The organism is Bacillus silvicola (genome assembly GCF_050524305.1).
In the GTDB taxonomy this organism is placed as follows: Bacteria; Bacillota; Bacilli; order Bacillales; family Bacillaceae_G; genus Bacillus_A; species Bacillus_A cereus_AT.
In genome coordinates, this window is record NZ_JBNGVC010000013.1 from 989996 (window position 1) to 1013754 (window position 23759).

Sequence of the window (23759 nt, forward strand, 5' to 3'; positions counted from 1 at the left end):
TTATTCCGACCTTTCCGGTAGACTTTATGGTTATTAGCTTATATCTTTCAGTATATTTTGTCAATTATTTCTATATAAATATTTCGAGAATTCTCCAAAAATTATTGAGCAATATTCAATTTAGGTAAACTTAACAAAATACCATTATAGTTATCTTCTTGTAATCCTTGAATTCGTGCATTATGTGCAGACACGACTTTACTATTGTTTAAGAAGATAACAGGTGGATCCTCACTTAACTCTTGATATAATTTTTTATAGATTTCTTTTCGTTTTTCAATATCCAATGTTTCTAGTGCCTGCTTAGCTAATTCATCTACCTTCGGATTATAATATCCATCATAATTACGCTTACTTGTCGAAACAAACTCCTCAATTGTTCCGCTCGGATCATCAATCATCGGTGTGGAGACCATCGCTAAATCATAATCTCCCTTAATTACCTTGGAAATCATCGTATTAAAGTCCATGTATTCAGGATTGAAATCTACCCCAATCTTTTTATAATCCTCTTTCATAACGGGGATCATCACATCGTTGATTTTACTTGCAGAAGAAGCAAAATAACTTACCTTCAATTTCTGGCCATCTTTTTCCCGAATACCATCTGCCCCAGCTTTCCACCCTGCTTCATCAAGTAATTTCTTTGCTTTTTCTAAATTATATTCGTATTTATTGATCCCTTCTTCTGTATACGCCCAAGAGACTGGTGTAATTGGTACATTGACGAGTGAAGCATAACCTTGGAAATACGTATCAATTACTTTTTGGCGCTCTAATCCGTAAATAAACGCTTGGCGTATACGTTTATCTTTAAAGTAGGGCTTCTTATAATTCATTTTAATATAGCCGTAAGAACTTCCTATATACACATTAATATTAGCGAAACCTAGCTCTTTTAATTGCTCAATCGTTTCCGCATTTGTCGTGAAACCATCATAATCTACTTCTCCCGCTTGAAATTGTTGCAAATTCGTATCACCTTTTGTAATTTTATAAATAAAGTGCCCAATCTTCGGTTTACCTTCAAAATAATTTTCATTTGCTACAAAACGAACTTCTTGACCTGGAATATATTTATCAAGTTTATAAGCTCCTGCTCCCATCGGTTTTCCATATAACTCTTTTAAATACTCTAAATTCCCTTGCTTATATTCTTTACCGTAATAAGCTTTTGATATAACTTCTCCACCAATTAACGATAATGTTTGGGCATTTACCTTTTCAGTTGTAATCGTAATTGTTTTCGGATCGATTACTTGAATCCCCTCAATAGAGCTTGCTTTTCCTTCCTTATATGCTTGCCCACTCTTTATTGCTGTTTGACTTATGTCAGTTGCTCCGCTATATGCCTGATCATGTAGTAACGTTAATGTAAATGCTACATCATCCGCTGTTAACGGCGAACCATCGCTAAACTTTAAATCATCTTTCAAATGGAACGTATATGTAAGCTGATCCTGAGAAATATCCCATTTTTTCGCTAGAATTGGGATTGGTTTTCCTTCCTTATCCAGCCCAACAAGAGGCGCAAAGATCGCTTGCGTTATATTACCATCCCACCCATTCTCCATAAAATGCGGAAGGAATATCCCGCCAGGGCTCGGCATTCCAATTACAAAAGTATCTTTTCTTTCTTTTGCCTTTGCTGGACTTTTTGCTTTGTCACTCGCTTTAATAAACTCATCTTTTACTTTCGGCATCTCTGTTGCTTCATTTGTACTTGTCTCTTCTTGAGCACATCCTGCTAATAAAACCGATGTACTAAGAAACATAGCAAATAACCCTTTAAAGACCTTTCGCATAATTCTCACCCTTACTTTCCTGTTTTTTAATTAAGTGGTAACATAACGCCCTTCTGTAACTATCTTTATTTTACCTATGTAAATAGTATGAATTAATTTCAAGATTATTCCTTTTCACTATTTATGTCAATCCTTGCTAATTGTTTTCCCTCAAAAAAATAAAAAACACCTTCTATTACCTAATAGCCCAGCATAGAATAATAACAATTAACTACCAAGAAGGGGGCGAAAATATGGACAATCTATTCCAATATGTCCTGCACTATATATTATTGACACTCATGATCGTCGGGGCGTTATTACTATTCCCTTTCTTCCCAAAGTTCGTCCTCTTTTTAGCTTTTTTTATTATGCTCGGGATCGCTATTATAATTTCAACGAGAGAAGATGCCACACAAAAAGAAAGCAGAGTTCAGCGCGTAAAGCTGTGAACTCTGCTTTCTTTTTTCAGTCATAACGTATTCTTGTTAAACCAATTATGAAAAATACTCCCGCAAATAAAATGAGTATACCAATATATCCTCCTATATCTGCTAATGTACCTCCCCTTACAATTAACTCTGTAAAGCCACGCATCGCCCAAGTTTGCGGAACAAAGTTTGCTGCCGTTTGCATCCATGCCGGTTCAATTTCAATCGGCCAATAAAGACCACCAATCATACATGTTGAAATCACAACGATATTACCTAATGCAGACTGTTGTTCTGTTGTTTTTACGATACTTGCTAATAATAAGGCTAAACCAATGACAGCTAATAATAATACCGAGACAAGTGTAATAACCCCTAATACATTCCCCCACTGCACATCAAATAATGAATGCGTTAATATCATTAGAACACCAAATTGAATCCACCCTATTAAAAAGAAGGAAAGGATATATCCTGCCAGTATTTGAACTTTTGAAACTGGCGCTCCTAATAAACGAGACCAAACACCAAGTTGCCTAGCTTTCAAGATAGTTCCCGTGGCACTTAACATGACAATCATAACGAATAGAATCGAAAAACCTGCCGCTCGTCCTGTAACGTTATTTAACTTTTGATCATCATGTAAAATTGATTCTTTTTGAATCGAAACAGGTTCTACTTTTGTATAGATTTCTTTATACATCGTTTCCCACGAAGTGTTACTTTTCTTTTCAAACTCTCTTGCTGCACTAACTTCTATCTCCATCTTTTTTAACACACTTGCCAATACTTGCTCTACAGAAGTTCCACCCGTAAAATCAGCACTGGCTTGAAATTGAATATTTTCTACTTTTCCATCTAGCATACTCTTTTGAAAATCTTTCGGAATGATGATTATACCAGATGATTTCTTGTCTTCGATCCTCTGTGTCCCTTCCCTATACGTTACCTTTTCTATAGAAATTAAATCACTTTTCTTTATTTCCTCATAATACTTACCAGATAATACAGAACCATCTTTATCTACTAAACTAATATTTACTTTCTCATTCCCGCTTCCACCTAAAAGTCCACCGAAAATGAGTGTGAAAATAATAGGCATTCCAAACATAAGTATATAACTTTGTGGCTTTATTAAAATTTGTTTTAATTCTAGCCAACAAAGTGCCCAAACCTTCTTCATCATTTCCCCTCCTATCTCGTGCGTAAACGTAACGTTCCAATCATAACGGAGATAATTCCTGCACTACATAAACTTAAAATGACAGGGAATAGCACATCCCAAGATGTTCCCGACATAATATTTAAGAAGCTCGTAAGTGCCCATTTATTCGGAGCAATATTCGCAACTGTTTGAAGTGTATCGGGAAATACGTAAATCGGTAACATTGATCCCCCTAATATAGCTAGTATTTGAATACCGATTCCCCCCATTAAATCTGCCGTTTTTTCCTCACGAATAAAGGCTGCAATTAACATAGATAAACCAGAAACACAAATTGCATAAGAAATTCCCAACACTACTATTTGAGACACGTCTTCGCCCCATTCCACATGAAACATAAAGTGTGTAGCAACTATAAATATTCCAAATTGTATACAGGCAAATAGTAATGTACCTAAAAACTTCCCGAATAAAATTGAAAATGAGCTCGTCGGTGTACTGAACAAACGCGCCAACGTTTCAGTTCGTTGCTCTGTTACAACTGACTTTGCACCTACTGTTATGTTATATAGTAAAAACATGACTAACATTGCTGCTGCATAATATTGCATCGCTGCAACTGTTTTTTTACCTATCGTTCCTTTTTGGATGTTATCCACACTTGCAGTTGCTATCGTCTGTAGACTTCCACTTACTTCCTTTGCAACTTGTGCTACATCACCCTGCTGAGATTTCGCTAATTCTGTTACAACACTTTTAGTAGATACTGCGACTGTTTGAACACGTTCTGAAAAAGAGCGGATCATTGATTCGGCAATTTTCGCTTGTATATCTTTTGATGGGTCTATAAGCACCTTTGGTTCTTTTAATTTTCCATCTTGTATTTGTTCGCTCCATTTATTTGGGATGACAATTCCTACATCGATTTTCTTTTCCTTTAACATATCTTCAAGCTCTTCCTGAGAATTAACTACCTTTACTTTCACATCATCTTTTATTTCTTTAGATTGCAATACATCTTTTTGAAAGACATCTGCAAACTCATCCGTTCCCCCTTGATAATAGCCAATTATTGTTTTCGGTAGTCCACCACTATCAAATACATTACTTAACGCTGAACCTAAAATCGCTGTTAATAAAAGCGGCATAATTAACATCATCATAAATCCGCGGCGATCAATTAAACGGATTTTTAAATCTTTCCATGCAATAATGAAACTTTTCATCTCGCACTAACCTCCTTAATCACGCAGTGAACGTCCTGTTAATTGTAAAAAGAGTGCCTCTAAATTCGGTTCTTGTACTTCCAGTTTTAAAATTTGAGCTTTGTTCTCAACAACTGCTGACACAACTGTCCCAATAGCCTCCCCACCATTTAGTCCAATATCAATCGTGCTATTATCTTCGTCAAAAATAATCCTTTCAACAATGGGTAGTGCTTTTAGCTTGTGCAGCAGTTCCGTACTATAGCGGTTTAATTGCAATTTCACCATAAATCCATCTGTCAGGCGATTACATAGCTCTCTTTTCGTTCCTAATGCAATTACCTTTCCGTGATCAACGATTGCAATCCGCTCACATAAATACTCAACTTCTTCCATGTAATGACTCGTATAAATGACTGTCATACCTTTTTCATTTAATTTTTTAACAGTCTCTAAAATATGATTTCTCGATTGTGGATCAATCCCGACTGTCGGTTCATCCATAATTAATAACTCCGGTTCGTGCATAAGTGCTGCACCAATATTAATACGCCTTTTCATTCCACCTGAAAATGTTTCAATTTTATCTTTTCCCCGATCCTGTAAACCGACGTAACCTAACACTTCCTCCGCTCGCTCTTTTGCAACTTTTCCATTTAAACCGTACATCTTTCCCCAAAAAACCAAATTTTCCTTTGCTGAAAGTGTCGGATACAGCGCAATGTCTTGCGGAACAATACCAATTTTCTTTTTCGCTTCTAATGGATACTCTTTTACAGATTTCCCACCAACTTTTATATCACCACTATCGTATGGAATTAATCCGCAAATCATTGATATCGTCGTTGATTTTCCTGCCCCATTTGGGCCAAGCAATCCAAATGTTTCACCTTTTTTCACTTCAAAAGAAACATTCTTTATGATTTCCTTCTTACCAAATGATTTCGTAATATGATCTATGACTAACATATTGATTCAGCCCCTTTGCATTCATCTACACTTTCATTGTAGAAAAATTTCTTCTTCTCTCCATCACCCTTAAGATAGAAATACAAAATAAAAAAGCAGCAAATTCTGCTGCTTTTTCACACTTATATATGCCAAAAGTCATGTGTACATCGTGACGCCATATCTTACTGCGTATATCGCTGCTTGCGTTCGATCTCTCAGTTCTAACTTGCTAATTAAATTGGAAACATGATTCTTAACAGTTCCCTCTGTAATAAATAGCTTTTCCGCAATCTCTTTATTATTTAACCCAAGTCCAATTTCTCTTAAAACATCTACTTCTCGCTCAGTTAATAGTTCTAATTGTTCTGGCGTGGTGTACTCTACTACTGTTTTTGTCTTTTTTAATTCCTTTACAATTTGCGCTGTTACATCTTGAGGAAGCACAGCTCCTCCGCCATGTACCGTTAAAATAGCTTGAACGATTGCATCTGTCTCCATGTCCTTCAATAAATACCCACTTGCTCCTTGCTCTAATGCTTCAAAAATAAGCTCACTATCACTAAAAGTCGTCAACATAAGAACCTTTATATGAGGGAACTGTTCTCTAACTAGACGTGTTCCTTCAACACCATTCATACGAGGCATCCGAATATCCATCAAAATAATTTCAGGATGTAACTCTTTCACTTTCTGTATCACTTCGTCTCCATCAGTAGCTGTTCCCACTACTTCAAGTTCCGAACGTAAATTTAACAACATCGCTAAACCATCACGAATGAGTGATTGATCATCAACAATCATAATGCGAATCATACCGTTCCCCCTATTATCCACGTTTTCTCCTGAAGCGGAAATTCAATCTGTAACCGGAAACCTTTTTCTATCTCACTCTCAAATTGAATAGTTCCACCATGTTCCTCTACACGTTCTTTCATATTAAGTAAACCAAAGCCTGGACTTACTTCATTAACCCCAAAACCATTATCCAGAATACATAGTTTAACTTGTTTCATTGAACAGGTTAGACTCACTTCACATAAACTCGCTTTCCCATGACGTTTTGCATTCGTTAAAGACTCTTGCATAATCCGAAGCAATGTAGGTTGTAGTGACAACGGAATCACAACCGGATCCCCTTGTAATTGAAAAGATACTTGTACTTTCGTCGCTTTAGAATATCCATGTAACATTTCACGCATATCCTCTATTATGTTCCCTAGTTTACTTTCTTCTTTTACGGCATGCACAGAAGCTCTCACCTCTTGAAGTGATTTTCTAGCTAGCCCGTGACATGTATGTAAAACCTCTTCCGTAGCGTCCGATTTTTGTTTCCACAAAGCCTCTGCCAATTGTAATTGAACAAGTAAGGCAGTCATATTGTGACCAACTGTATCATGAATTTCTCGGGCAATATCATTCCGCTCCCGAACAGCAGTCAATTCTTCCACCTCTTTAGCATATAGCCGTAATTGTTCATGCGCTTCTTTTAAAGCTGTATGAGATAATGCTAATTCCTCATATTGCTCATCTACCATTTGCCGAGCTACTGTAAGTTTTTTTATTAAACTTCCAGCTAAAGCACTAAAAACGATGAACATAAAATTAATCGCATTACTCTCAAGTTCTAAACTCCCTACATGTTGATACGTATGTAAGATATTCACAAACCAACAAAGAAAGAAAAAGATAATAAAAAAATACGTCATGCTTTTACGCCAATCATGAATAAATAACCCTACCGCATCAATCCCAAATATAATCAAATATAAACATGTCTCGGGAAATAAAAATCCTAATAACGCTGTAACAATACCATTTGCTAGCAAAGTATAAAATACGAGTTTTCTACTCCCTTTTACTTTTACAAGTAAAATATGATTCACAATATAAATAAAAAGTGCAATACCGACAAAAACTTGTAAATATGCTGTTTCACGTGAAACATGGTTTGCATAAACGAAACAAATCATGACGATTGTAGCAATCCGCGCGTATCCTAACATAAAATTCTCCTCACACTTTAATAACCTAAAGTTCATCTCTTTTTTATGTAACAATAAGAAAATTATACCAATTTATATCTATTCTTACACAAAAAAAGAGCAATCCCTCCCTCAAAATATGAGAAAGCAATTTGCTCCTTCATTCTATTTTCTTTACTCCACAATATTCTCTAATTCATTATATAAATCTACTCGTAACAACTCTTTCTTCATTTTTTCCTCATATAATTTTTCAAGTTTTTCAACATCAGCTAGATGTTCCATTTCACATTCTATTGCATATATATCTTCTTCTACATGCATTAACTCGTTTTCAACTTCCTCTAAATTCCTAGACTCCTTCTTTTTTATAGGTATTACTTTTAACACTTTATTCCCTTGCTGTTGCTGCTTCTGTTTTGCCACTTGTTTCTCAATTCTTTCTTCCCACTTTTGACGAGCCCATGCATAGTTCCCCACAAACTCAAATAATTTGTGCTCATCAATCCAATATGTCTTTTCAAACAATTTATTTAAGAAATAACGATCATGTGAAACAGCTAAAATTGTCCCGTTATATTGTTCAAGGGCTTCCTCTAAAACTTCCCTTGATTCAATATCAAGATGATTCGTCGGTTCATCTAAAATAAGAAAGTTGACATCTTGATACATGAGTTGCGCGAGCCTTAACCTCATTTTTTCTCCGCCGCTAAGTTGCGTTACTTTCTTAAAAACAGCTGGACCATAAAATAAAAAGCGAGCTAATATATGTCTTGCTTCTCCCTCTGTTACAGCTACGCAATCTCTGAAAGCTTCCAATACATTGTTCTTCATATTCCCATACGCATGTTGCGATAAATAACCGATTTTCACACTACTACCAATCCGAATTTCTCCAGCATCTTGCTTCATTTCTTCTAATAGTAATTTTAATAAAGTAGTCTTTCCTGTACCATTACGTCCAACGATAGCTGCGCGCTCCTGAAAACGAATATGCAAATTTGCCTTCTCGAATAAAGATTTGTCAGCAAATCCTTTACTCACTTCTTTCATTACAACAACATCTTTTCCGCTTCTCTCTTGCCCTTCAAACTGAAGTCCCATCTGTTTTCTATCCAAAATGGGTCTCTTTAGTTTCTCTATACGCTCTAATGCACGTTCCATATTTCTCGCTCTCTTGTGCAATCCTTCATTCGGTGGATTCGCTTGATTTGCCCATTCACGCAGACGCTTAATTGCTTCTTTCATTTTCTTTATTTTCTTTTGCTGTTCTTGATACGCTTGAAATTCTTGAAGCAACCGTTCTTCCTTTTCCTCAACAAACTGGGAATAGTTCGTATAATATACGTGAATTTCTCCATCTTCTAAATCAAAAATTTTCGTTACAACTTCATCAAGGAAATAGCGATCATGTGAAATGACCATAACTGTTCCTGTATATTCTTTTAGAAATTGCTCTAGCCATTCTACGGCAAATAAATCTAGATGATTGGTTGGTTCATCTAGCAAAAGTAAATCCGGTTTCTGCAATAGCATGTACGCAAGACTTACTTTTGTTTGTTCTCCACCACTTAACTCCATAAATGATCGGGGAAATAGTTCCGTCACCTGTAGACCATTTGCTACCTTCATGATATTCGCTTCTATCTCATAACCACCGAGAAACGCAAACTTTTCTTGAATTAACCCATACCTCTCCATCAATTTTTGCAGAGCAGACGGTTCCCGTTCTTCCGCCATATGCTTTTCTAAAGCATGCATTTCTCTTTCTAATTCCTTTTCTTCTTTAAAAGCGGAGCTCAATACATCATATACAGTCATATCCTCATCAAATTTTGGAATTTGCGCCACATGACCAATACGTGTACCTTTCTTCATATGAATGGCTCCTTCGTCCAAACTCTCCATTCCTGTTAGAAGCTGCAAGATAGTTGTCTTCCCGCTACCGTTACGACCAACTAAACCAATACGTTCACCATTCTTTATTTCAAGCGATATATTTTCAAATATGATGTTTCCACCAAAAGATTTCGTTACATTATTTACACTACAAATTGTCATTTTCCGTACTCCTTTCAATATAAAAAACCATGGAAAAGAAACATTCCCCATGGTTTTTGGCATAGAAAAAGGAAGCCAAATAGCTCCCTTTTCACACGTTTATCAAAAATGGGTGAAGAGATTTCTATCGTTCAATAGCTACTATGCAATTGTTAAAAAAGGGCATACGTATCCCGTTAACAACTACATCATGAAAAATCGCACGACAAAAATAGATATAATCTAAAAATTTGGCACGCGCAGCTAAAGAACGTTTCATCTCATTCACCCCTTTCGTACGGAATTTAATACTTACTTCTTTATTATACTTTCCCATTCCATGTTTGAATAGTCATTTTTCTGAAAATAATGAAGATAGACTAAACATTTCAATAAGTGACATCAAATCTTACAAAACTGTTATGTTCACGTAATGGAAAGCGATAGTACGAAAAGATACCTCCCTATACAATAAAGATAGAAACAAGAGAGACAAAAACAAGGAGGAAACAATCGTGATGAAAGAAATCGTAAAAGCAATCTTCGAGGTATTAGTGAACGGACAAGCAGTTGTAAAAGAACTAAACAAACTATAAAAAGGAGTGAAGGAATATGATGAACATGGTAAAAATGATTTTACACGCTTTAGTCGACGCAAAAGCAGTTAGTCAAGAATTAAACCAACAATAAAAAGGGGTATATGAATATGAAGAAAGCCATTATTGTAATCGCAAGTACAGCAATTGCCTTATACACAATAAAAAATAGAACAAAGAAACAAAACGAAAATACTCTATATTATCCATACACATTATTAAAGAAAAAATAAAAGACAAGGTACCCTATTATAATGAGGATATCTTGTCTTTTATTTTTCCCTATTCCCTTTAAAGGATTTCCCCCTCCTTTTCCCGAATGTATTAAGCGGGATTTTTACACATATTTTAAAGGGGCATATATACAAATGGATACTCAACAACTATATTTTTTAAACGATATCGGTAAACAAAAGCCGGAAAGCATTCGGAACAGAAGCGCTGCATGTCCTTTTTGTGACAGAGAGAATTTAACGGATATTTTAGCAACTGAGGGCTCTATTATTTGGTTGAAAAACAAATTCCCTACATTAAAAGATACATTTCAAACAGTGTTAATTGAAACTGATAATTGTGAGGATCATATCGGAACATATACAGAAGAGCATATGAGAAAATTAATTCATTTCTCTATTCAACATTGGTTACACTTGCAGAAAAGTGAAGAATTTACATCTGTGATTTTATACAAAAATCACGGTCCATTTTCAGGTGGAAGTTTGCATCATGCACACATGCAAATTATCGGAATGAAGCATGTAGACTATCTCGACAATATTGAAGAAGAAAATTTCCAAGGGGTAATTGTTCAAAAAAACGGACACATTGAGCTCAACATTTCAGAGCGCCCCATTATCGGTTTTACTGAATTTAACATAATCATTGAAGATATTGCATTTCTCGATGAAATGACAAACTATATTCAGCAAACTGTACGTTACATACTGACAGATTTCCATAAAGGGTGTAGTAGTTATAACCTATTTTTCTATAACCTAAACGGAAAAATCATTTGTAAAGTTGTTCCTAGGTTTGTCGTTTCACCGTTGTATGTAGGATATAAAATACCCCAAGTTTCTACAAAACTAGAGGATGTAAAAATACAACTAGCGCAGTATTTCACGAGACGAGAAGATGAAATTCTCCATAAGAAAACAGAGTAGGTATCGAAAGCCTACTCTGTTTTCCCACTATTTTAGGGTAGTAAAACTTCTCACTGATTAAAGATTTACTTTATTACACCTTTATTTCGATAGTATACGTCCTCTAATCCAACGTTATACTTCATGTTGTTATCCGTCCACTCTGGCCCTAAATTTCCTGGCCAACCTGATGTATTCGCTACATATTTCAGTAATGCAAAATCAGTCAAACCTTTTTGCACCCCGCGCTGATATCCCTTCATTAAATGCGGCATTGCTATTTGCGCATTTGTACGCGGATCTTTCAACTCTTCATCAGTTAAATTACCTGGTGCAAGCCCACCACCGCGGTGCAATTGAAACAATCCGAATGAAGTTCCGTTATCTCCAACACTTCTTGGATTTAACCTACTTTCATGTTCGGCAATTGTAAGAGGTATCCATTCTGGAAGGTTTACTTTCTTTGCTTCCTCTATAATAATTTGTTTCATCTGTTTTGCTTCCTCTGAATCAACATAGCTTGTCTCATTCATTAGCTTATCCATTCCTTCAGACTTCTCTTGGAAATATAAATACACTCCAAGAACAACTAAAAATCCTACAAAGAATTTCTTCACTACCTCTACCTCTTTCTCCGCTGAAATTTGTCCCCTTTCAGCCTTCCCTTTACAATTACCTACATTCTATCGTTCTCTTACTCTTCCATCATAGCAAATTACTATACATATTATCATCATGCTTTAGACCGATTTTGTGAAAAAGCAATTGGTAAATACATGCAAAAATGTAACTTACATGGACTATAACTTTTTTCTTGTATATAATTGTAAATTGAATTCCATATAGACTAGGAGCATATATAAATGAAAAAAGTCCTACTACTCTTTTTTAGCATTTTACTACTCATTCCTATACACACATCTGCGCAAACATCATACAAGCCAAAAGTACTTATTTTGTATAGTACAGAAGACAACAAAATTACAAACAATGTACAAATCCTTAATACTCAGTTAGGACACTTTACAAATGATATAACAGTAAAAAGTTTAAAAGAAATGAATGAAACTACTAACTCATCTTCTTATACAAATATTGTTTATATCGGAGAAAAAAAAGAAGGTTTTTCTATTGCAGCAAAACAATTTCTAGAAAACTTCTCAGGTCCAGTATTAGTTTTAGGGCAAAATGTTGAACAATTATCTAATCGTTTTTCTTTCATTACCTCGGATGAAACTGATATACGAACTCATACTATAGAATATCCGACACACAAATTAAAAAATGAATTACAAGAAGAACGCTTAATGAAGAAAATTGAAGCAAAAGGAACAACTCTTGCTTACGCCTTGAGTGCCGATGGAACCCATCCGTTAATCGTTCACCAAGGAACATCATATTATGTCGCGACTCCAAACCTTTTTGATTGGATGTCTCATTACGTCGGTGAAATGCTATTTTCTTACTTCGAACAAAAGCCTATGACAAATAAAACTTCAGCTTATTTACGCCTTGAAGACGTTCACCCAGCTGTAAATGTAAAGCAATTAAAAGAAATTGCTGAATTACTAAAAAAGAAAAAGCTTCCTTATATGATTACCGTTATCCCTGTCTACAAAGATCCAAACACAGGAAAAACAGTACATTTAAAGGATAACTCTGAATTAATTGATGTTTTACGCTTTATGCAAGATAACGGTGGCTCTATCGTCATGCATGGTTACACTCATCAATTTTATGATAGTGAAACTGGCGAAGGTTTTGAATTTTGGGATGTAAAAACTGATCAACCAATTCGTCAACCGAACCATGAAAAACCAAAAACAAAAGACGATTTCCAATCTACAGAGGACTATAATAAATACGTGGAAAACGGAAAAACCTTTGAAGAAAAGTATATTAAAGAGCATATTGAAAAAGGGATTACAGAGCTTGTAGAAGCTAAATTGTATCCAGTTGCCTTTGAAGCTCCGCACTATACAATGTCTCAAAAAGGATACGAGATACTTTCTCAATATTTCTCTACTTATGTAGGACAACTACAACTAAACGATACAACTTGGAAATCTATGCATTCACCAGCTTATACGAGTACACCATCGTTTTTACATGGGATGAAATTAATGCCTGAAACGGTTGGATTTATCGAAGAAGGCACGCCACAAGATATTGCCAAAATGAAAGAACGTGCTTTATCTATCACTAAACTATCTGATGGAATTATCGGCGCTTTTTATCATCCTTACTTAGGTGTTCAACCATTAAAAGAAGTATTAAAGGAACTAGAAAGTATTCCAAACGTAGCGTGGATTGATTTACAAAAAGAAACGAATGAAGTAAAAATGAAAGATATTCATATTACTACTAATAAAGACGGCATTCACGTTGAAAAACCAACAAGTGCGAATGACATGATTGATTATATAAAACAATATGGGTTCTTCCTTATAATTGGGTTCATTGTAATTGTCTTTCTTTTATTATTAAGACGTGCGAAAAAATTAGAGTCATAAAAAAACACCAAGCGAGATGCTTGGTGTTTTTATCACCATTTACCGCATAGTAAATCCATCCATTACTCTCTGCCATTTTTCCTTTGTTAGAACTATTTCCAACTGCATTCCCATTTTTCTCATTTTCTTTCATCTGTTTTTCAACTAATGGATCTATTTGTTCTTCCTTACTTTCTTGTGCTACGTTTGTATTTGTCGCCTTTTTTTCTGATTCGCACCCAAACATCGCAAGCGAAAGCGCTCCGGTCATAATCGTAATAGCTATCTTTTTATATGCTTCCCCCATTTTCTCCCCCTACTTCCTTCATCAAATTAAACACATGATAAATTACAGAAAATATTAAAAAAAATATCCATAATAAAAAGGATAAGAGTGCATCTCCTATCCTTTCAAATAAAATTGAATTGTATTTTCGTATATTGTTTCTGTAACCTCATCAACAGATACGTTTTTTATGACACTGATTTCTTTTAGTACTTCTCGAATCATTTTAGGGTGCGTCATAGTATCCTCTCGAAATTCCCATGGGCCATCTGTTTCTACCATCATATATTCAAGCGGATAATACGAAACGATTTTCCTAATTTTCTCCTTATGTAAAACATCCGGTGTGATAGAAATATAATAACCATTCCTCATCATCCGTTTCATTGTCTCTTCACTTCCTTTAAACCAATGAAAGTGTGCACGTGAAACTTTATATTCTTCAAGAAAATCACATACAGTGTCAGCATCTTCATAAACCGCATGCAATACAATTGGTAAATCATGTTTACTAGCTAGTTCAACAAACTTTTTTAACACCGCTATGTATGGATCGATAGCAATATTTTCATCTTCTTTCCTTAAATAATACGGGAGTCCCACTTCACCAATCGCAACAATGTCCTCTACATGAGCTTCAATTAATTTAAATATGCGCTCACATTCTTCTCTATGAATCAGTTGCTCCGGATGAAAACCTATTGCTGGATGTACAAAAGGATATCGCTTCGCTAAAGATAAAGTGTCTTTACATGATTGATAATTCATAGATACTGCAATAAGCCCCTTTACCTCTTTACTATTTTCCACATCTTTAAGTAATCTATTTTTCTCTTCACCTTTATATTGGTCAACATGTATATGACTATCAATCCATTTCATCTTTATTCCCCCATAAAAAAAACAAGAAAGGATCTCCCTTCTTGTTTTATCATCTATATTATTTAACAATTAAATTTGTTATTATATCAAATAATCCAATACATACTACGGCAACAGTAAAGTAGCTACAGTAATCTTTAATTGGAAACTTCACTACTTCTTCTTTATGCATCCCAGTTTTCTCCCTTCTTACTATATCCCTAATTATTTTTATCTATTTGTATCTATTATGCAAAAAATATGACAAATTTACTATCGAATTAACTTACGTGAACCTTACAATGTTGTAAGGTTCAAAAAAGAGCCTCATCTAAATACAGATGAGGGCTATTAAAAAGTAGTTGGTTTTTCATTCTTCATTAACATTACAAACAGAAAGTAATACAGTGAGACTTTCTAATTACACTATATGAAATTCACTAGCTTTTAACCATCGAATTACATTACAGAAGACTTACATGTTTGTAAGCTATGTGTAATGTAATTCGATAGTTCCCCTTACCTATATTTCGTACAATAAAGTTAGAAAGTAAGCCAAATAAGAAGAACACTCACATAACCAAATTACATTGCTAGTAGCCTACTCTTCTTATACCTTTCACTCATGCTACTACAATGTACCCCCTTCCCCTTTATATAATAAAAAGAGCCTTAGTCCGTATGGACTAAGGCTCTTTCATGCATCCCAAAATACCTCTACCTAGTATTTTTATTTTCGACAAAAAATAGGCGGGGGTATAATTCGCTATCTCATCGTTAAAAGTTTACTCTTTGCATTAATAGGAATATTTACAGCTTCAATTTCTTCAATCGCCTCGCCGTAGCGTCCTTTTGCGTACACCTTTAATGCTTCATCTTTCTTTAACATATACTTAACAGTCTTCTTTATTTTTTGCTCTCTTCCACGTTCGTCAAATGCAATAAACTCATATTCATACCACTCATCACCAATATGCTGACCAATTGTATTCACAACCGTATAATATTCTTTCGTCTTATAAAGTGGATTATATTTATCGATAACTGGTCCAAGTTTCGTAGGCAGTAACATTACTACTATCACTATCATCGCTATTATAGTAGTGATCATTTTTTTCTTCATAATAAACATCCCTCCTCTGTAGGATATATATACATCCATTTTAAAAAGAAGGAATAAAATCTACTATTGAATCTCCTTACATTACACTTACATTTTTGTAAGAATTAAAAAAGGCGAACGAATTTACTCGTTCACCTTTTAGCTCGCTTTAAAGCCACCACCAAGTACATCACGTACATCGTGAATAACAACGAAAGCATCTTCATCTACTCGGCTAATAACTTGCTTTAACTTAACAAGCTCTTGTTTATTAATAACAATATATAACACTTCTTTATTTTTACCAGTATATCCGCCGCGTCCTTCTAATACAGTGACACCACGCGTCATGTTTTTCGTAATAGTTTCACGTATTAAATCCGGTTGATTTGAAATGATTGTAACAGCTATTTTTGTATCCATTCCTTCTACAATGAAATCAATCACTTTCGCTCCGATGAATACTGCAACAAGTGTGTACATTGCTTTTTCTTGCCCTATTATAAATACAGAACCAGCAATTACCACAATATCAATAATAAGTACGCCTTTACCAACGCTCCACCCTAAATATTGATTGGCTAACTGCGCTAAAATTGCCGATCCTCCTGATGTACCTCCAGCTTTGAACATACAGCCTAATCCGACACCGACAAATAAGCCAGCGAATAGAGCCGCTAATAACGTATCACTATTTACATGATACTCAATATGTTCCGTAACATATAAAAACAAGGATGTTTCTACAATCCCTAAAATTGTATAAACCATCGTTTTCTTATCAAAAAATTTATAACCAACAGCTAGTAAAATTGCATTTATAGCAAAATTCACAATCCCCGGCGACCAATCAAATAAATAGTACGTAACAACCGTTACACCAATAATTCCACCCTCTGATAAACGGTTTGGAATTGCAAAGTAATTAATACCAATTGCGAATAATAATGAACCAATTGTAATTAGTGTTATTTCCTTTATACGTTGATTAACCATAGTTCATACCTCCCCCCATTTGACATTGTATCACTATCTCCTAGAGGTTTAGAAGTTGTTTTTATTCCGCATTTTCCCTCTTAAAAATTGAAATATTATGTTTAAACAGAGGGGTGATTAATTATTCATATTCGCTCTAACTGTACGGACAAATTGCTCCACATTCCCTTTCTGAATATACTTAGCGCGAATGGTTTCATGATTACAAGTAAATTCAAAATACGGATGAAAATCTATGCTATCTATATGCAAATATGAATAATCTTTAAATGTTGCAGGATAGTATAGAAATTTCCCGTAAAAGAGGAGACGTCTAGTAGTAGCAGCAAAAATCCCATGTTGATACGATAGCGTAAAATCATCCTTCTCAAATATCCCTACTACAAAAGCCAAAATCTTTTCATCATCCTCTATATACTTTTTCATACTCAATAAAAGTTCATTCATGCATATCCCTCCAAATACTATTTTTGAAAAGAATCCATGGATTATTACAGACCGGTTTAACTCCGTTATAAAGTATGAAACGCGTTTCCTGTCAAAGATATTTCAAAAAAATAATCCGTTATGCGATTATACACATAACGGATTAAGATTAAACTGTAGAGCGTTCCACAAGTTCGTATGGAATTTCCACCTTTTCTTGTTTAGAACTTTCATCACTTATTTGCCTGTAAAACATTTCAAAGGCCTTTTTACCTATCTCCTTTAAATTTTGATCAATGGTTGTAAGTTGCAACACTTGCGAAATAGGTTGATTATCAAAACCAATAATCGCTAAATCTTTAGGAACTTGAATACCTAATTTTTCAGCTTCTGTCATCACCCCAATCGCTACTTCATCTCCTGCTACTATTAATGCTTCAGGAAGATGCTGCATCCCCTTTAATTTATGAGCCACTCTCACGCCATCTTCTAATGTAAAACATTCTGTGAAAATCCATTCTTCATCCACTTCTTCATCTATAGATTGCAATTGCTGTTTATAAACATCAAAACGCTTTTGACTACTCGGTCCTAATTTCCTTCCCGTGCAATAACCAATTTTTTTATAACCTTTTTCGATTAAATAATCCATTCCTAATTGAAAAGCGGCCGAATGATTCGTATATACACTTGAGATATTCGAAATATCATTATCTTCACAAGCAACAATTGCCCCATAGGAAGCATACGGCTCTATCGTTTCCCAATCATTCGCACGAGAACAAATGATTAGACCATCTAGTTGCTTTGTTTTCAACATATGTAAACTTTTCATTTCTTCTTTTTTATTGTAATTCGTTTGACAAAGAAGCACTCTATAATTGTGAGCTAACGCAATTTCCATCATTCCACCCACCATCGCATCAAAACACGGATGATTAATATAAGGTAAAATCACACCAACAATATTCGTCTTCCCTTTTGATAAATGAACAGCATTTGCATTTTGTGAGTAATTCAATTTCTCAACTATTTCTAAAACAATTTTCCTTTTTTCTTCACTTACATACGGATGATCATTTAATACCCTCGAAACAGTCGTAACTGAAACCCCAGCCATCTTTGCAATATCTTTAATATTAGCCATACACTCACCTCTACCTTTAACTTAATGAATCTCATGAACATATGTCAAATCTTCTTATCATTACACCTTCACTCGTTTCTCTTACAAAAGTGTAATTTTCCTGTAAGCTAATTCGATAGTGACTCTCCGCTATATTTCATACAATTAAGTTAGAAACAGGGCAACAACCATTCGAAAAGGAGCGGATCTAATATGATGAACAAAATGAAATCAAACAATTTCTTAAATACGCTGGGCATGGTATTATCTGCTCTTATCGATGCAAAAGCTGTTGCTTCTACATTAAACAAGTAAGGAGAATATATTATGAACAACATCACTTTTAACAAATTAGATTTTTTAGGACTTGCTAGCCGCTCGGTTCTTCTTACTGCTTTCATTTACGCTGCTACGCTTGTATAACTTTGCGTCCCCTTTCCCCTTTATTATAAATAGTAATAGAAAAGACGACCGTCTATGCCCGGTCGTCTTTTCTTACTTTTGATTTGATTGAAGAGCTTCCTTTAGTTCTTCAAACTTTTCATTTAATTGATCTGTCATCATTTTCATAGCCGTTTTTCGATCTATTTGTTCTTCAGCATCAATTTGAATTGGGTCTCCAAAAATCAATCGTGCCTTTTTTCCTTTTATCAATTCTTTTACACTTGATGGACCAACATAAGCTGCTGGTATTAATGGAACGTTAGAACGCATTGCAATCGTAACAGCCCCAGCTTTTAATGAAACATCTTCTGATGATCTCGTTCCACTCGGGAAAATACCTACTACTTTTCCTTCTTTTAATAAACGCGATGGAATTTTCAATGTGCTTGGCCCTGGATTCGCACGGTCTACAGGGAATGCATTTACATTTTTAAAAAACCAATTTTTAAATTTCCCTTCAAACAATTCTTTTTTTGCCATGTAATGAATTTGGGTTGGATACATTCCTGTCGCTAACATTAAAACATCCATAAAACTTGTATGTGTACACGCAACAACGTAAGGGCCATCTTCCGGTAATTTTTCTCTCCCTTGCACTTCTACCTTCCCAGCCATTTTAAATATATATTTCAACGAAAATGTAATTGGTTTATACATTTGTTTCGTTCCTTTCTGAATATCCGAAGTATAATGATTTTCTTACAACGATTATAACACTAAGTTTTAGGAGTTGGTAATAAAAATAAGTATTTATTGTTAAATTTCAATTCTTACAAAAGTGTAATTTTCTTGTAAGCTAATTCGATAGTTACTTCTTATAATTTTTCATACAATTAAGTCAGAAAGAAACAACAACCATTTGAAAAGGAGCGGATCTATATGATGAACAAAATGAAATCAAACAATTTCTTAAATACAATGGGCATGGTATTTTCCGCTCTTATCGATGCAAAAGCTGTTGCTTCTACATTAAACAAATAAGGAGAATGTATTATGAATAACATCACTTTTAACAAATTAGATTTTTTAGGACTAGCTAGCGGCTCAATTCTTCTTACTACTTTTATTTACGCCGCAACGCTTGTATAACTTTGTGTCCCCTTTCCCCTTTATATAGAAAAAGACGACCGTCTATGCCCGGTCGTCTTTTTAATTTTTTCTTTCCTTCAATTCTTTTAAAAGCTGTATCAGTTCAGCTTGTTGTTTTATATTCTTACGACCATTTCGATTAATCGCTGCAAGCTCGCAGGCAACTCCAGCAGCAAAGAAAAACAATAAACTTTCTAACATATAAAATCCTCCAGTTGCCTATTAAACAGCTTGGCGCAATTGCTTTTCTTGTAAAACTTGTTTATTTATATTTTCTTCTTTTCTCTGACAAACATTATTACGAATAAGCGCTGCAATAACAAATAATGTTCCTACAATATCAAATATTGTTATTTTATACCCTTGCATCATCATAATAACTAAAGTAGTAATTGGCACAAAGTTAATAAATAAAATACCATTAATTGATGATAAGATTTTCACGCCGTAGTTCCAAGCAAGTAGTGCTACGATACCTGGTAATGTCATCATAAATAACAAGTCATACTTCACAATAGAGATCGTTTCCATACTCGGAATTGATACATATCCAAGCGCCGTAATGATTACCGTTATAATCCCCGTGACAGTTGTACCAAATACACATGTCAACGTAGAATAACGTAATGTTGACCAATCGCTACATGTTTGACCACCCATCGTATAAATAACCCAGCCTACAACACCAACAAATATAAATGCTAGTGAAAACATGTTATCTTTCAATGTTAAAAAGAAACTCATGTCACCTTTTGTAATAACAAATATAGCTCCTACAAAAGCGATAATCATGCTCGTTATCATATACTTTTTCGGTTTTATATGTTTATATCCCCATAGAATACAAATGGAAATCATCGGCATCAGTGCCTCCATAATAGAAGCTACCATTACACCTGATTTCCCCATTAACATTTGCCCTAGAAAAATTAATACATTATATACGGTAAACGCCATCGTTCCAAAAAAGACGAGTAACTTTCCTCTTCCTTCTAAACGAAATGCTTTCTGTCCTTCTTTCATTAACAATAATACCATCAGCACTATTGCTACCGCCCCATAGCGAATAAGTGAAAAATAAAATGGATCTATGTATTCTAGTGCATGATCAGCAACAGGAAACATTGCTCCCCATGACATACTTGCAATTAAACATGCGAACGCACCTATTATCATTTGACTTCTTCTCACCGTAATCCCCCACTTCTTTCTATTTGCACAAAGAGAATTGTAAAAGAAAAAATATATCACGTAAAATGATTCAAAATGATGTTAACTATCATTTATAATGATAGTTAACATCAAGGAGGAGCATAAAATGGAATTACGAGACTTACAAATCTTCCAAAGCGTTGCCGACCGTGGTAGTGTAAGCGGCGCAGCAAAGGAATTAAATTACGTACAATCAAATGTAACCGCACGTATTAAACAATTAGAAAACGAGCTGAAAACACCGCTCTTTTACCGTCATAAACGAGGCATGACTTTAACAGCTGAAGGTAGAAAAATGCTCGTTTATGTTCATAAAATTTTGCAAGATGTTGAAGAGCTAAAACAAGTGTTTTTAGATAGCGAAACACCATCTGGTATATTAAAAATTGGTACAGTCGAAACAGTAAGCACATTACCTACCATTTTGTCTTCTTACTATAAGAGCTATCCAAATGTCGATCTATCATTACAAGCTGGTCTAACAGAAGAACTTATTAGAGAAGTAATCGATCACCAATTAGATGGTGCATTTATATCAGGTCCTATTAAACATCCATTAATTGAACAATACGATGTTAGTACCGAAAAATTAATGCTTGTTACACAAAATAAAGCTTTTCATATAGAAGAATTCACTACGACGCCCCTACTCGTTTTTAATCAAGGATGTGGATACCGTTCCAAGCTAGAACGTTGGCTGAAAGATGAAGGTTTGCTGCCAAAGAGAATTATGGAATTTAATATATTAGAGACAATATTAAACAGTGTTGCACTTGGCCTTGGAATTACACTCGTACCACAGTCTGCTGTCCACCACCTTTCTAAAGCTGGTAAGGTACATTGTCATGCAATCCCTGAAAAATATGGTAGTATTTCAACGGTTTTCATACGCCGTAAAGATAGCTATATGACGAATTCAATGCGTAGCTTTTTAAAAACAATTGAAGAGCATCATCATATCAATATGCTTTAAAGGACATTCTTACACGAATGTCTTTTTTTCTTACAAAAGTGTAATCCTCCCGTAAGCTAATTCGATAGTTGCAGGCGTCCATATTTCATATAATTAAGACATAAAGCAGGGCAACAACAATTCGAAAAGGAGCGGATACGCATGATGAACAAAATGAAATCAAACAAATTTTTAAATACAATGAGCATGGTGCTATCCGCACTTATCGATGCAAAAGCAGTTGCAACTACATTAAACAAATAAGGAGAGATTATTATGAACATCATTACATTTAACAAATCAGACTTTATCGGACTTGCAAGTGGAGCAGCTCTTCTTACAGCTTTCATTTACATACTTGCTCAAAGTCTTGTTTAACAATTCGTTTCCCCAAACCCCTTTATATATAGAAAAGGCTGCTCGTCTTATAGACAAGCAGCTTTTTAGTTTGTTTCATATATAATTTGACCTGTTTTCGTCATATCGTATCCGCCAATCGCTTTTAATTCATCATGAAATTCTTCCGATCGCAGAATGTCTTTCATGACCTCGATCAGCTCTTCATTTTCTTTATTCTTCAAAATCACTAAATCATACTGCTCTTTCATGATTGGAATAAAGTCTACGTTCACAATTTGTGAAAACTTTTCTGATCCTACCCCAGCATCAGCTTTTCCATTCGCAACTTGCGAGGCAACACCAAGGTGATTCGATTCTTCCCATTCATACCCGCTAATATCTTCTTTATTTATTTTTTGAATTCGCAATTGCTCATCCACTAATACCCTAATACCAGAACCCTTTTCTCGATTTATAAATCGTATAGATGACTGAGATAAATCAGCCCATGTTTTTATATTTTTTGGATTCTCTTTTTGCACATAAAACCCAACATTCCTTGATAATAAATTAATCATAATACATGGTTGTCCGACTAAAATACGTTTTACGTAAGGAACATTATATGTACCCGTTTCACCATCAAATAAGTGTAAACTAACTACACTTCCTTCTCCTTGATACATCTTCACTAAACTCGTTAAACTACCTTGATACGCTCTTAATACATTAGAATTTGGCAATCGATTTTCTATACGTTTTGCCAGCATATCTAACGTTAGTTCTTGCCCGCTAATAATGCATGTATTCAAGATACTACTATCGTCATTCTTTACAGAAGTAACTTGTATCTTTCCTGTTTTCATTTGCTTTATATATTGTTCTAAATCCGCTGCATCAATGCGCATCTGTCTACCAACTCTATAAGAAGGAAGTTCTCCTTTTTTAATTAAGTCGTATACAGTTAATTTTGATACTTTTAATCGCTTCGCTACTTCTTCCGTTGTGTAGGAATGATGATCCATAGACGATTCCTCACTTTCTTCCTTCATTGTAACAAAGAAAAGAATATTTCTCCTATTTTTTAAAAACAACCATATCGTTCAAATTACATTTAATTATAACTAGTTATATTTAG

At 34.7% G+C, this 23759-nt stretch carries 26 protein-coding genes and 1 pseudogene; 8 read left to right on the plus strand and 19 right to left on the minus strand.

Going from position 1 to position 23759, the window contains the following annotated elements:
• Positions 1 to 101: 101 nt before the first annotated feature.
• On the minus strand, positions 102 to 1805 hold the full coding sequence (locus tag ACP6L7_RS27185; protein WP_097831219.1) for an ABC transporter substrate-binding protein: 1704 nt from the start codon (positions 1803 to 1805) through the stop codon (positions 102 to 104).
• A gap of 233 nt (positions 1806 to 2038) precedes the next feature.
• On the opposite strand from ACP6L7_RS27185, the gene ACP6L7_RS27190 reads away from it, so the two are divergent.
• Entirely contained in the window at positions 2039 to 2236 is a 198-nt protein-coding gene (locus ACP6L7_RS27190; RefSeq protein ID WP_097831218.1) for a hypothetical protein, read from the plus strand.
• 16 nt (positions 2237 to 2252) lie between these two features.
• Here ACP6L7_RS27190 and ACP6L7_RS27195 read toward each other — a convergent pair whose 3' ends face one another.
• From ACP6L7_RS27195 to ACP6L7_RS27225, 7 genes are all read right to left on the minus strand, one after another.
• Entirely contained in the window at positions 2253 to 3398 is a 1146-nt protein-coding gene (locus ACP6L7_RS27195; protein WP_097831217.1) for an ABC transporter permease, read from the minus strand.
• A gap of 11 nt (positions 3399 to 3409) precedes the next feature.
• Complete coding sequence (locus tag ACP6L7_RS27200; protein WP_097831216.1) at positions 3410 to 4606, minus strand: ABC transporter permease; 1197 nt, start codon at positions 4604 to 4606, stop codon at positions 3410 to 3412.
• Positions 4607 to 4621: 15 nt separating this feature from the next.
• The gene (locus ACP6L7_RS27205; protein WP_097831215.1) at positions 4622 to 5554 is read right to left on the minus strand and encodes an ABC transporter ATP-binding protein; all 933 of its coding nucleotides are present in this window, start codon (positions 5552 to 5554) and stop codon (positions 4622 to 4624) included.
• 138 nt (positions 5555 to 5692) lie between these two features.
• Positions 5693 to 6349 carry a response regulator gene (locus tag ACP6L7_RS27210; protein WP_097831214.1) on the minus strand — a complete coding sequence of 219 codons (657 nt, stop codon included), beginning with the start codon at positions 6347 to 6349 and terminating at the stop codon, positions 5693 to 5695.
• Complete coding sequence (locus ACP6L7_RS27215) at positions 6346 to 7539, minus strand: sensor histidine kinase (RefSeq protein WP_097831213.1); 1194 nt, start codon at positions 7537 to 7539, stop codon at positions 6346 to 6348. Before ACP6L7_RS27215 ends, ACP6L7_RS27210 begins: the two co-directional genes overlap by 4 nt.
• Positions 7540 to 7692: 153 nt before the next feature.
• Positions 7693 to 9579: a ribosomal protection-like ABC-F family protein gene (abc-f, locus tag ACP6L7_RS27220; RefSeq protein WP_097831212.1), complete on the minus strand. Its 1887-nt coding sequence runs from the start codon at positions 9577 to 9579 to the stop codon at positions 7693 to 7695.
• A 124-nt stretch (positions 9580 to 9703) separates the two neighbouring features.
• The gene (locus ACP6L7_RS27225) at positions 9704 to 9838 is read right to left on the minus strand and encodes an RAxF-45 family protein (protein ID WP_079999070.1); all 135 of its coding nucleotides are present in this window, start codon (positions 9836 to 9838) and stop codon (positions 9704 to 9706) included.
• Between the two features lie 420 nt (positions 9839 to 10258).
• On the opposite strand from ACP6L7_RS27225, the gene ACP6L7_RS27230 reads away from it, so the two are divergent.
• Together ACP6L7_RS27230 and ACP6L7_RS27235 are read left to right on the plus strand one after the other, a co-directional pair.
• The gene (locus ACP6L7_RS27230; protein ID WP_141533377.1) at positions 10259 to 10387 is read left to right on the plus strand and encodes a spore coat protein B; all 129 of its coding nucleotides are present in this window, start codon (positions 10259 to 10261) and stop codon (positions 10385 to 10387) included.
• Between the two features lie 135 nt (positions 10388 to 10522).
• Positions 10523 to 11317 carry a DUF4931 domain-containing protein gene (locus ACP6L7_RS27235; RefSeq protein ID WP_097831211.1) on the plus strand — a complete coding sequence of 265 codons (795 nt, stop codon included), beginning with the start codon at positions 10523 to 10525 and terminating at the stop codon, positions 11315 to 11317.
• Between the two features lie 65 nt (positions 11318 to 11382).
• Here the strand turns inward: ACP6L7_RS27235 and ACP6L7_RS27240 are convergent, their stop codons facing one another.
• Positions 11383 to 11913: a transglycosylase SLT domain-containing protein gene (locus ACP6L7_RS27240; RefSeq protein WP_097831210.1), complete on the minus strand. Its 531-nt coding sequence runs from the start codon at positions 11911 to 11913 to the stop codon at positions 11383 to 11385.
• 246 nt (positions 11914 to 12159) lie between these two features.
• Between ACP6L7_RS27240 and ACP6L7_RS27245 the strand changes: the two genes are divergently transcribed.
• Positions 12160 to 13809, plus strand: coding sequence for a DUF2334 domain-containing protein (locus tag ACP6L7_RS27245; protein ID WP_097831209.1), 1650 nt, complete (start codon positions 12160 to 12162; stop codon positions 13807 to 13809).
• Positions 13810 to 13831: 22 nt separating this feature from the next.
• Here ACP6L7_RS27245 and ACP6L7_RS27250 read toward each other — a convergent pair.
• From ACP6L7_RS27250 to ACP6L7_RS27275, 6 genes and pseudogenes are all read right to left on the minus strand, one after another.
• Positions 13832 to 14095 (minus strand): annotated as a pseudogene (locus ACP6L7_RS27250) (hypothetical protein); the annotation flags it as partial.
• A 96-nt stretch (positions 14096 to 14191) separates the two neighbouring features.
• Positions 14192 to 14956 carry a TatD family hydrolase gene (locus ACP6L7_RS27255; RefSeq protein ID WP_097831208.1) on the minus strand — a complete coding sequence of 255 codons (765 nt, stop codon included), beginning with the start codon at positions 14954 to 14956 and terminating at the stop codon, positions 14192 to 14194.
• Between the two features lie 745 nt (positions 14957 to 15701).
• Positions 15702 to 16058: a YxeA family protein gene (locus ACP6L7_RS27260; protein WP_097831206.1), complete on the minus strand. Its 357-nt coding sequence runs from the start codon at positions 16056 to 16058 to the stop codon at positions 15702 to 15704.
• A gap of 138 nt (positions 16059 to 16196) precedes the next feature.
• A complete protein-coding gene (locus tag ACP6L7_RS27265; RefSeq protein ID WP_097831205.1) occupies positions 16197 to 17033 on the minus strand; it encodes a YitT family protein in 837 nt (278 codons plus the stop codon).
• Between the two features lie 117 nt (positions 17034 to 17150).
• Positions 17151 to 17480: a PH domain-containing protein gene (locus ACP6L7_RS27270; RefSeq protein WP_097831204.1), complete on the minus strand. Its 330-nt coding sequence runs from the start codon at positions 17478 to 17480 to the stop codon at positions 17151 to 17153.
• Positions 17481 to 17628: 148 nt separating this feature from the next.
• Positions 17629 to 18606 carry a LacI family DNA-binding transcriptional regulator gene (locus tag ACP6L7_RS27275; protein ID WP_097831203.1) on the minus strand — a complete coding sequence of 326 codons (978 nt, stop codon included), beginning with the start codon at positions 18604 to 18606 and terminating at the stop codon, positions 17629 to 17631.
• Positions 18607 to 18912: 306 nt separating this feature from the next.
• Here ACP6L7_RS27275 and ACP6L7_RS27280 point away from each other — a divergent pair, with 306 nt between their 5' ends.
• Positions 18913 to 19008: a DUF3948 family protein gene (locus tag ACP6L7_RS27280; RefSeq protein ID WP_097819865.1), complete on the plus strand. Its 96-nt coding sequence runs from the start codon at positions 18913 to 18915 to the stop codon at positions 19006 to 19008.
• A 72-nt stretch (positions 19009 to 19080) separates the two neighbouring features.
• On the opposite strand, the gene ACP6L7_RS27285 is transcribed toward ACP6L7_RS27280, so the two are convergent.
• Positions 19081 to 19686: a lysophospholipid acyltransferase family protein gene (locus ACP6L7_RS27285; protein WP_097831201.1), complete on the minus strand. Its 606-nt coding sequence runs from the start codon at positions 19684 to 19686 to the stop codon at positions 19081 to 19083.
• 336 nt (positions 19687 to 20022) lie between these two features.
• On the opposite strand from ACP6L7_RS27285, the gene ACP6L7_RS27290 reads away from it, so the two are divergent.
• Entirely contained in the window at positions 20023 to 20118 is a 96-nt protein-coding gene (locus ACP6L7_RS27290; protein WP_073530339.1) for a DUF3948 family protein, read from the plus strand.
• A gap of 60 nt (positions 20119 to 20178) precedes the next feature.
• On the opposite strand, the gene ACP6L7_RS27295 is transcribed toward ACP6L7_RS27290, so the two are convergent.
• Positions 20179 to 20319 (minus strand): YrzO family protein, encoded by a 141-nt coding sequence (locus ACP6L7_RS27295; protein WP_002151322.1) that lies wholly within the window; start codon positions 20317 to 20319, stop codon positions 20179 to 20181.
• Positions 20320 to 20340: 21 nt separating this feature from the next.
• Entirely contained in the window at positions 20341 to 21309 is a 969-nt protein-coding gene (locus ACP6L7_RS27300; RefSeq protein ID WP_141536803.1) for a DMT family transporter, read from the minus strand.
• Positions 21310 to 21436: 127 nt separating this feature from the next.
• Here ACP6L7_RS27300 and ACP6L7_RS27305 point away from each other — a divergent pair, with 127 nt between their 5' ends.
• Both ACP6L7_RS27305 and ACP6L7_RS27310 read left to right on the plus strand, forming a co-directional pair.
• A complete protein-coding gene (locus ACP6L7_RS27305) occupies positions 21437 to 22303 on the plus strand; it encodes a LysR family transcriptional regulator (RefSeq protein WP_002113382.1) in 867 nt (288 codons plus the stop codon).
• A gap of 255 nt (positions 22304 to 22558) precedes the next feature.
• Positions 22559 to 22660, plus strand: coding sequence for a DUF3948 family protein (locus ACP6L7_RS27310; protein ID WP_097831199.1), 102 nt, complete (start codon positions 22559 to 22561; stop codon positions 22658 to 22660).
• A gap of 65 nt (positions 22661 to 22725) precedes the next feature.
• On the opposite strand, the gene ACP6L7_RS27315 is transcribed toward ACP6L7_RS27310, so the two are convergent.
• Positions 22726 to 23673, minus strand: coding sequence for a substrate-binding domain-containing protein (locus tag ACP6L7_RS27315; protein ID WP_097831198.1), 948 nt, complete (start codon positions 23671 to 23673; stop codon positions 22726 to 22728).
• Positions 23674 to 23759: the final 86 nt, after the last annotated feature.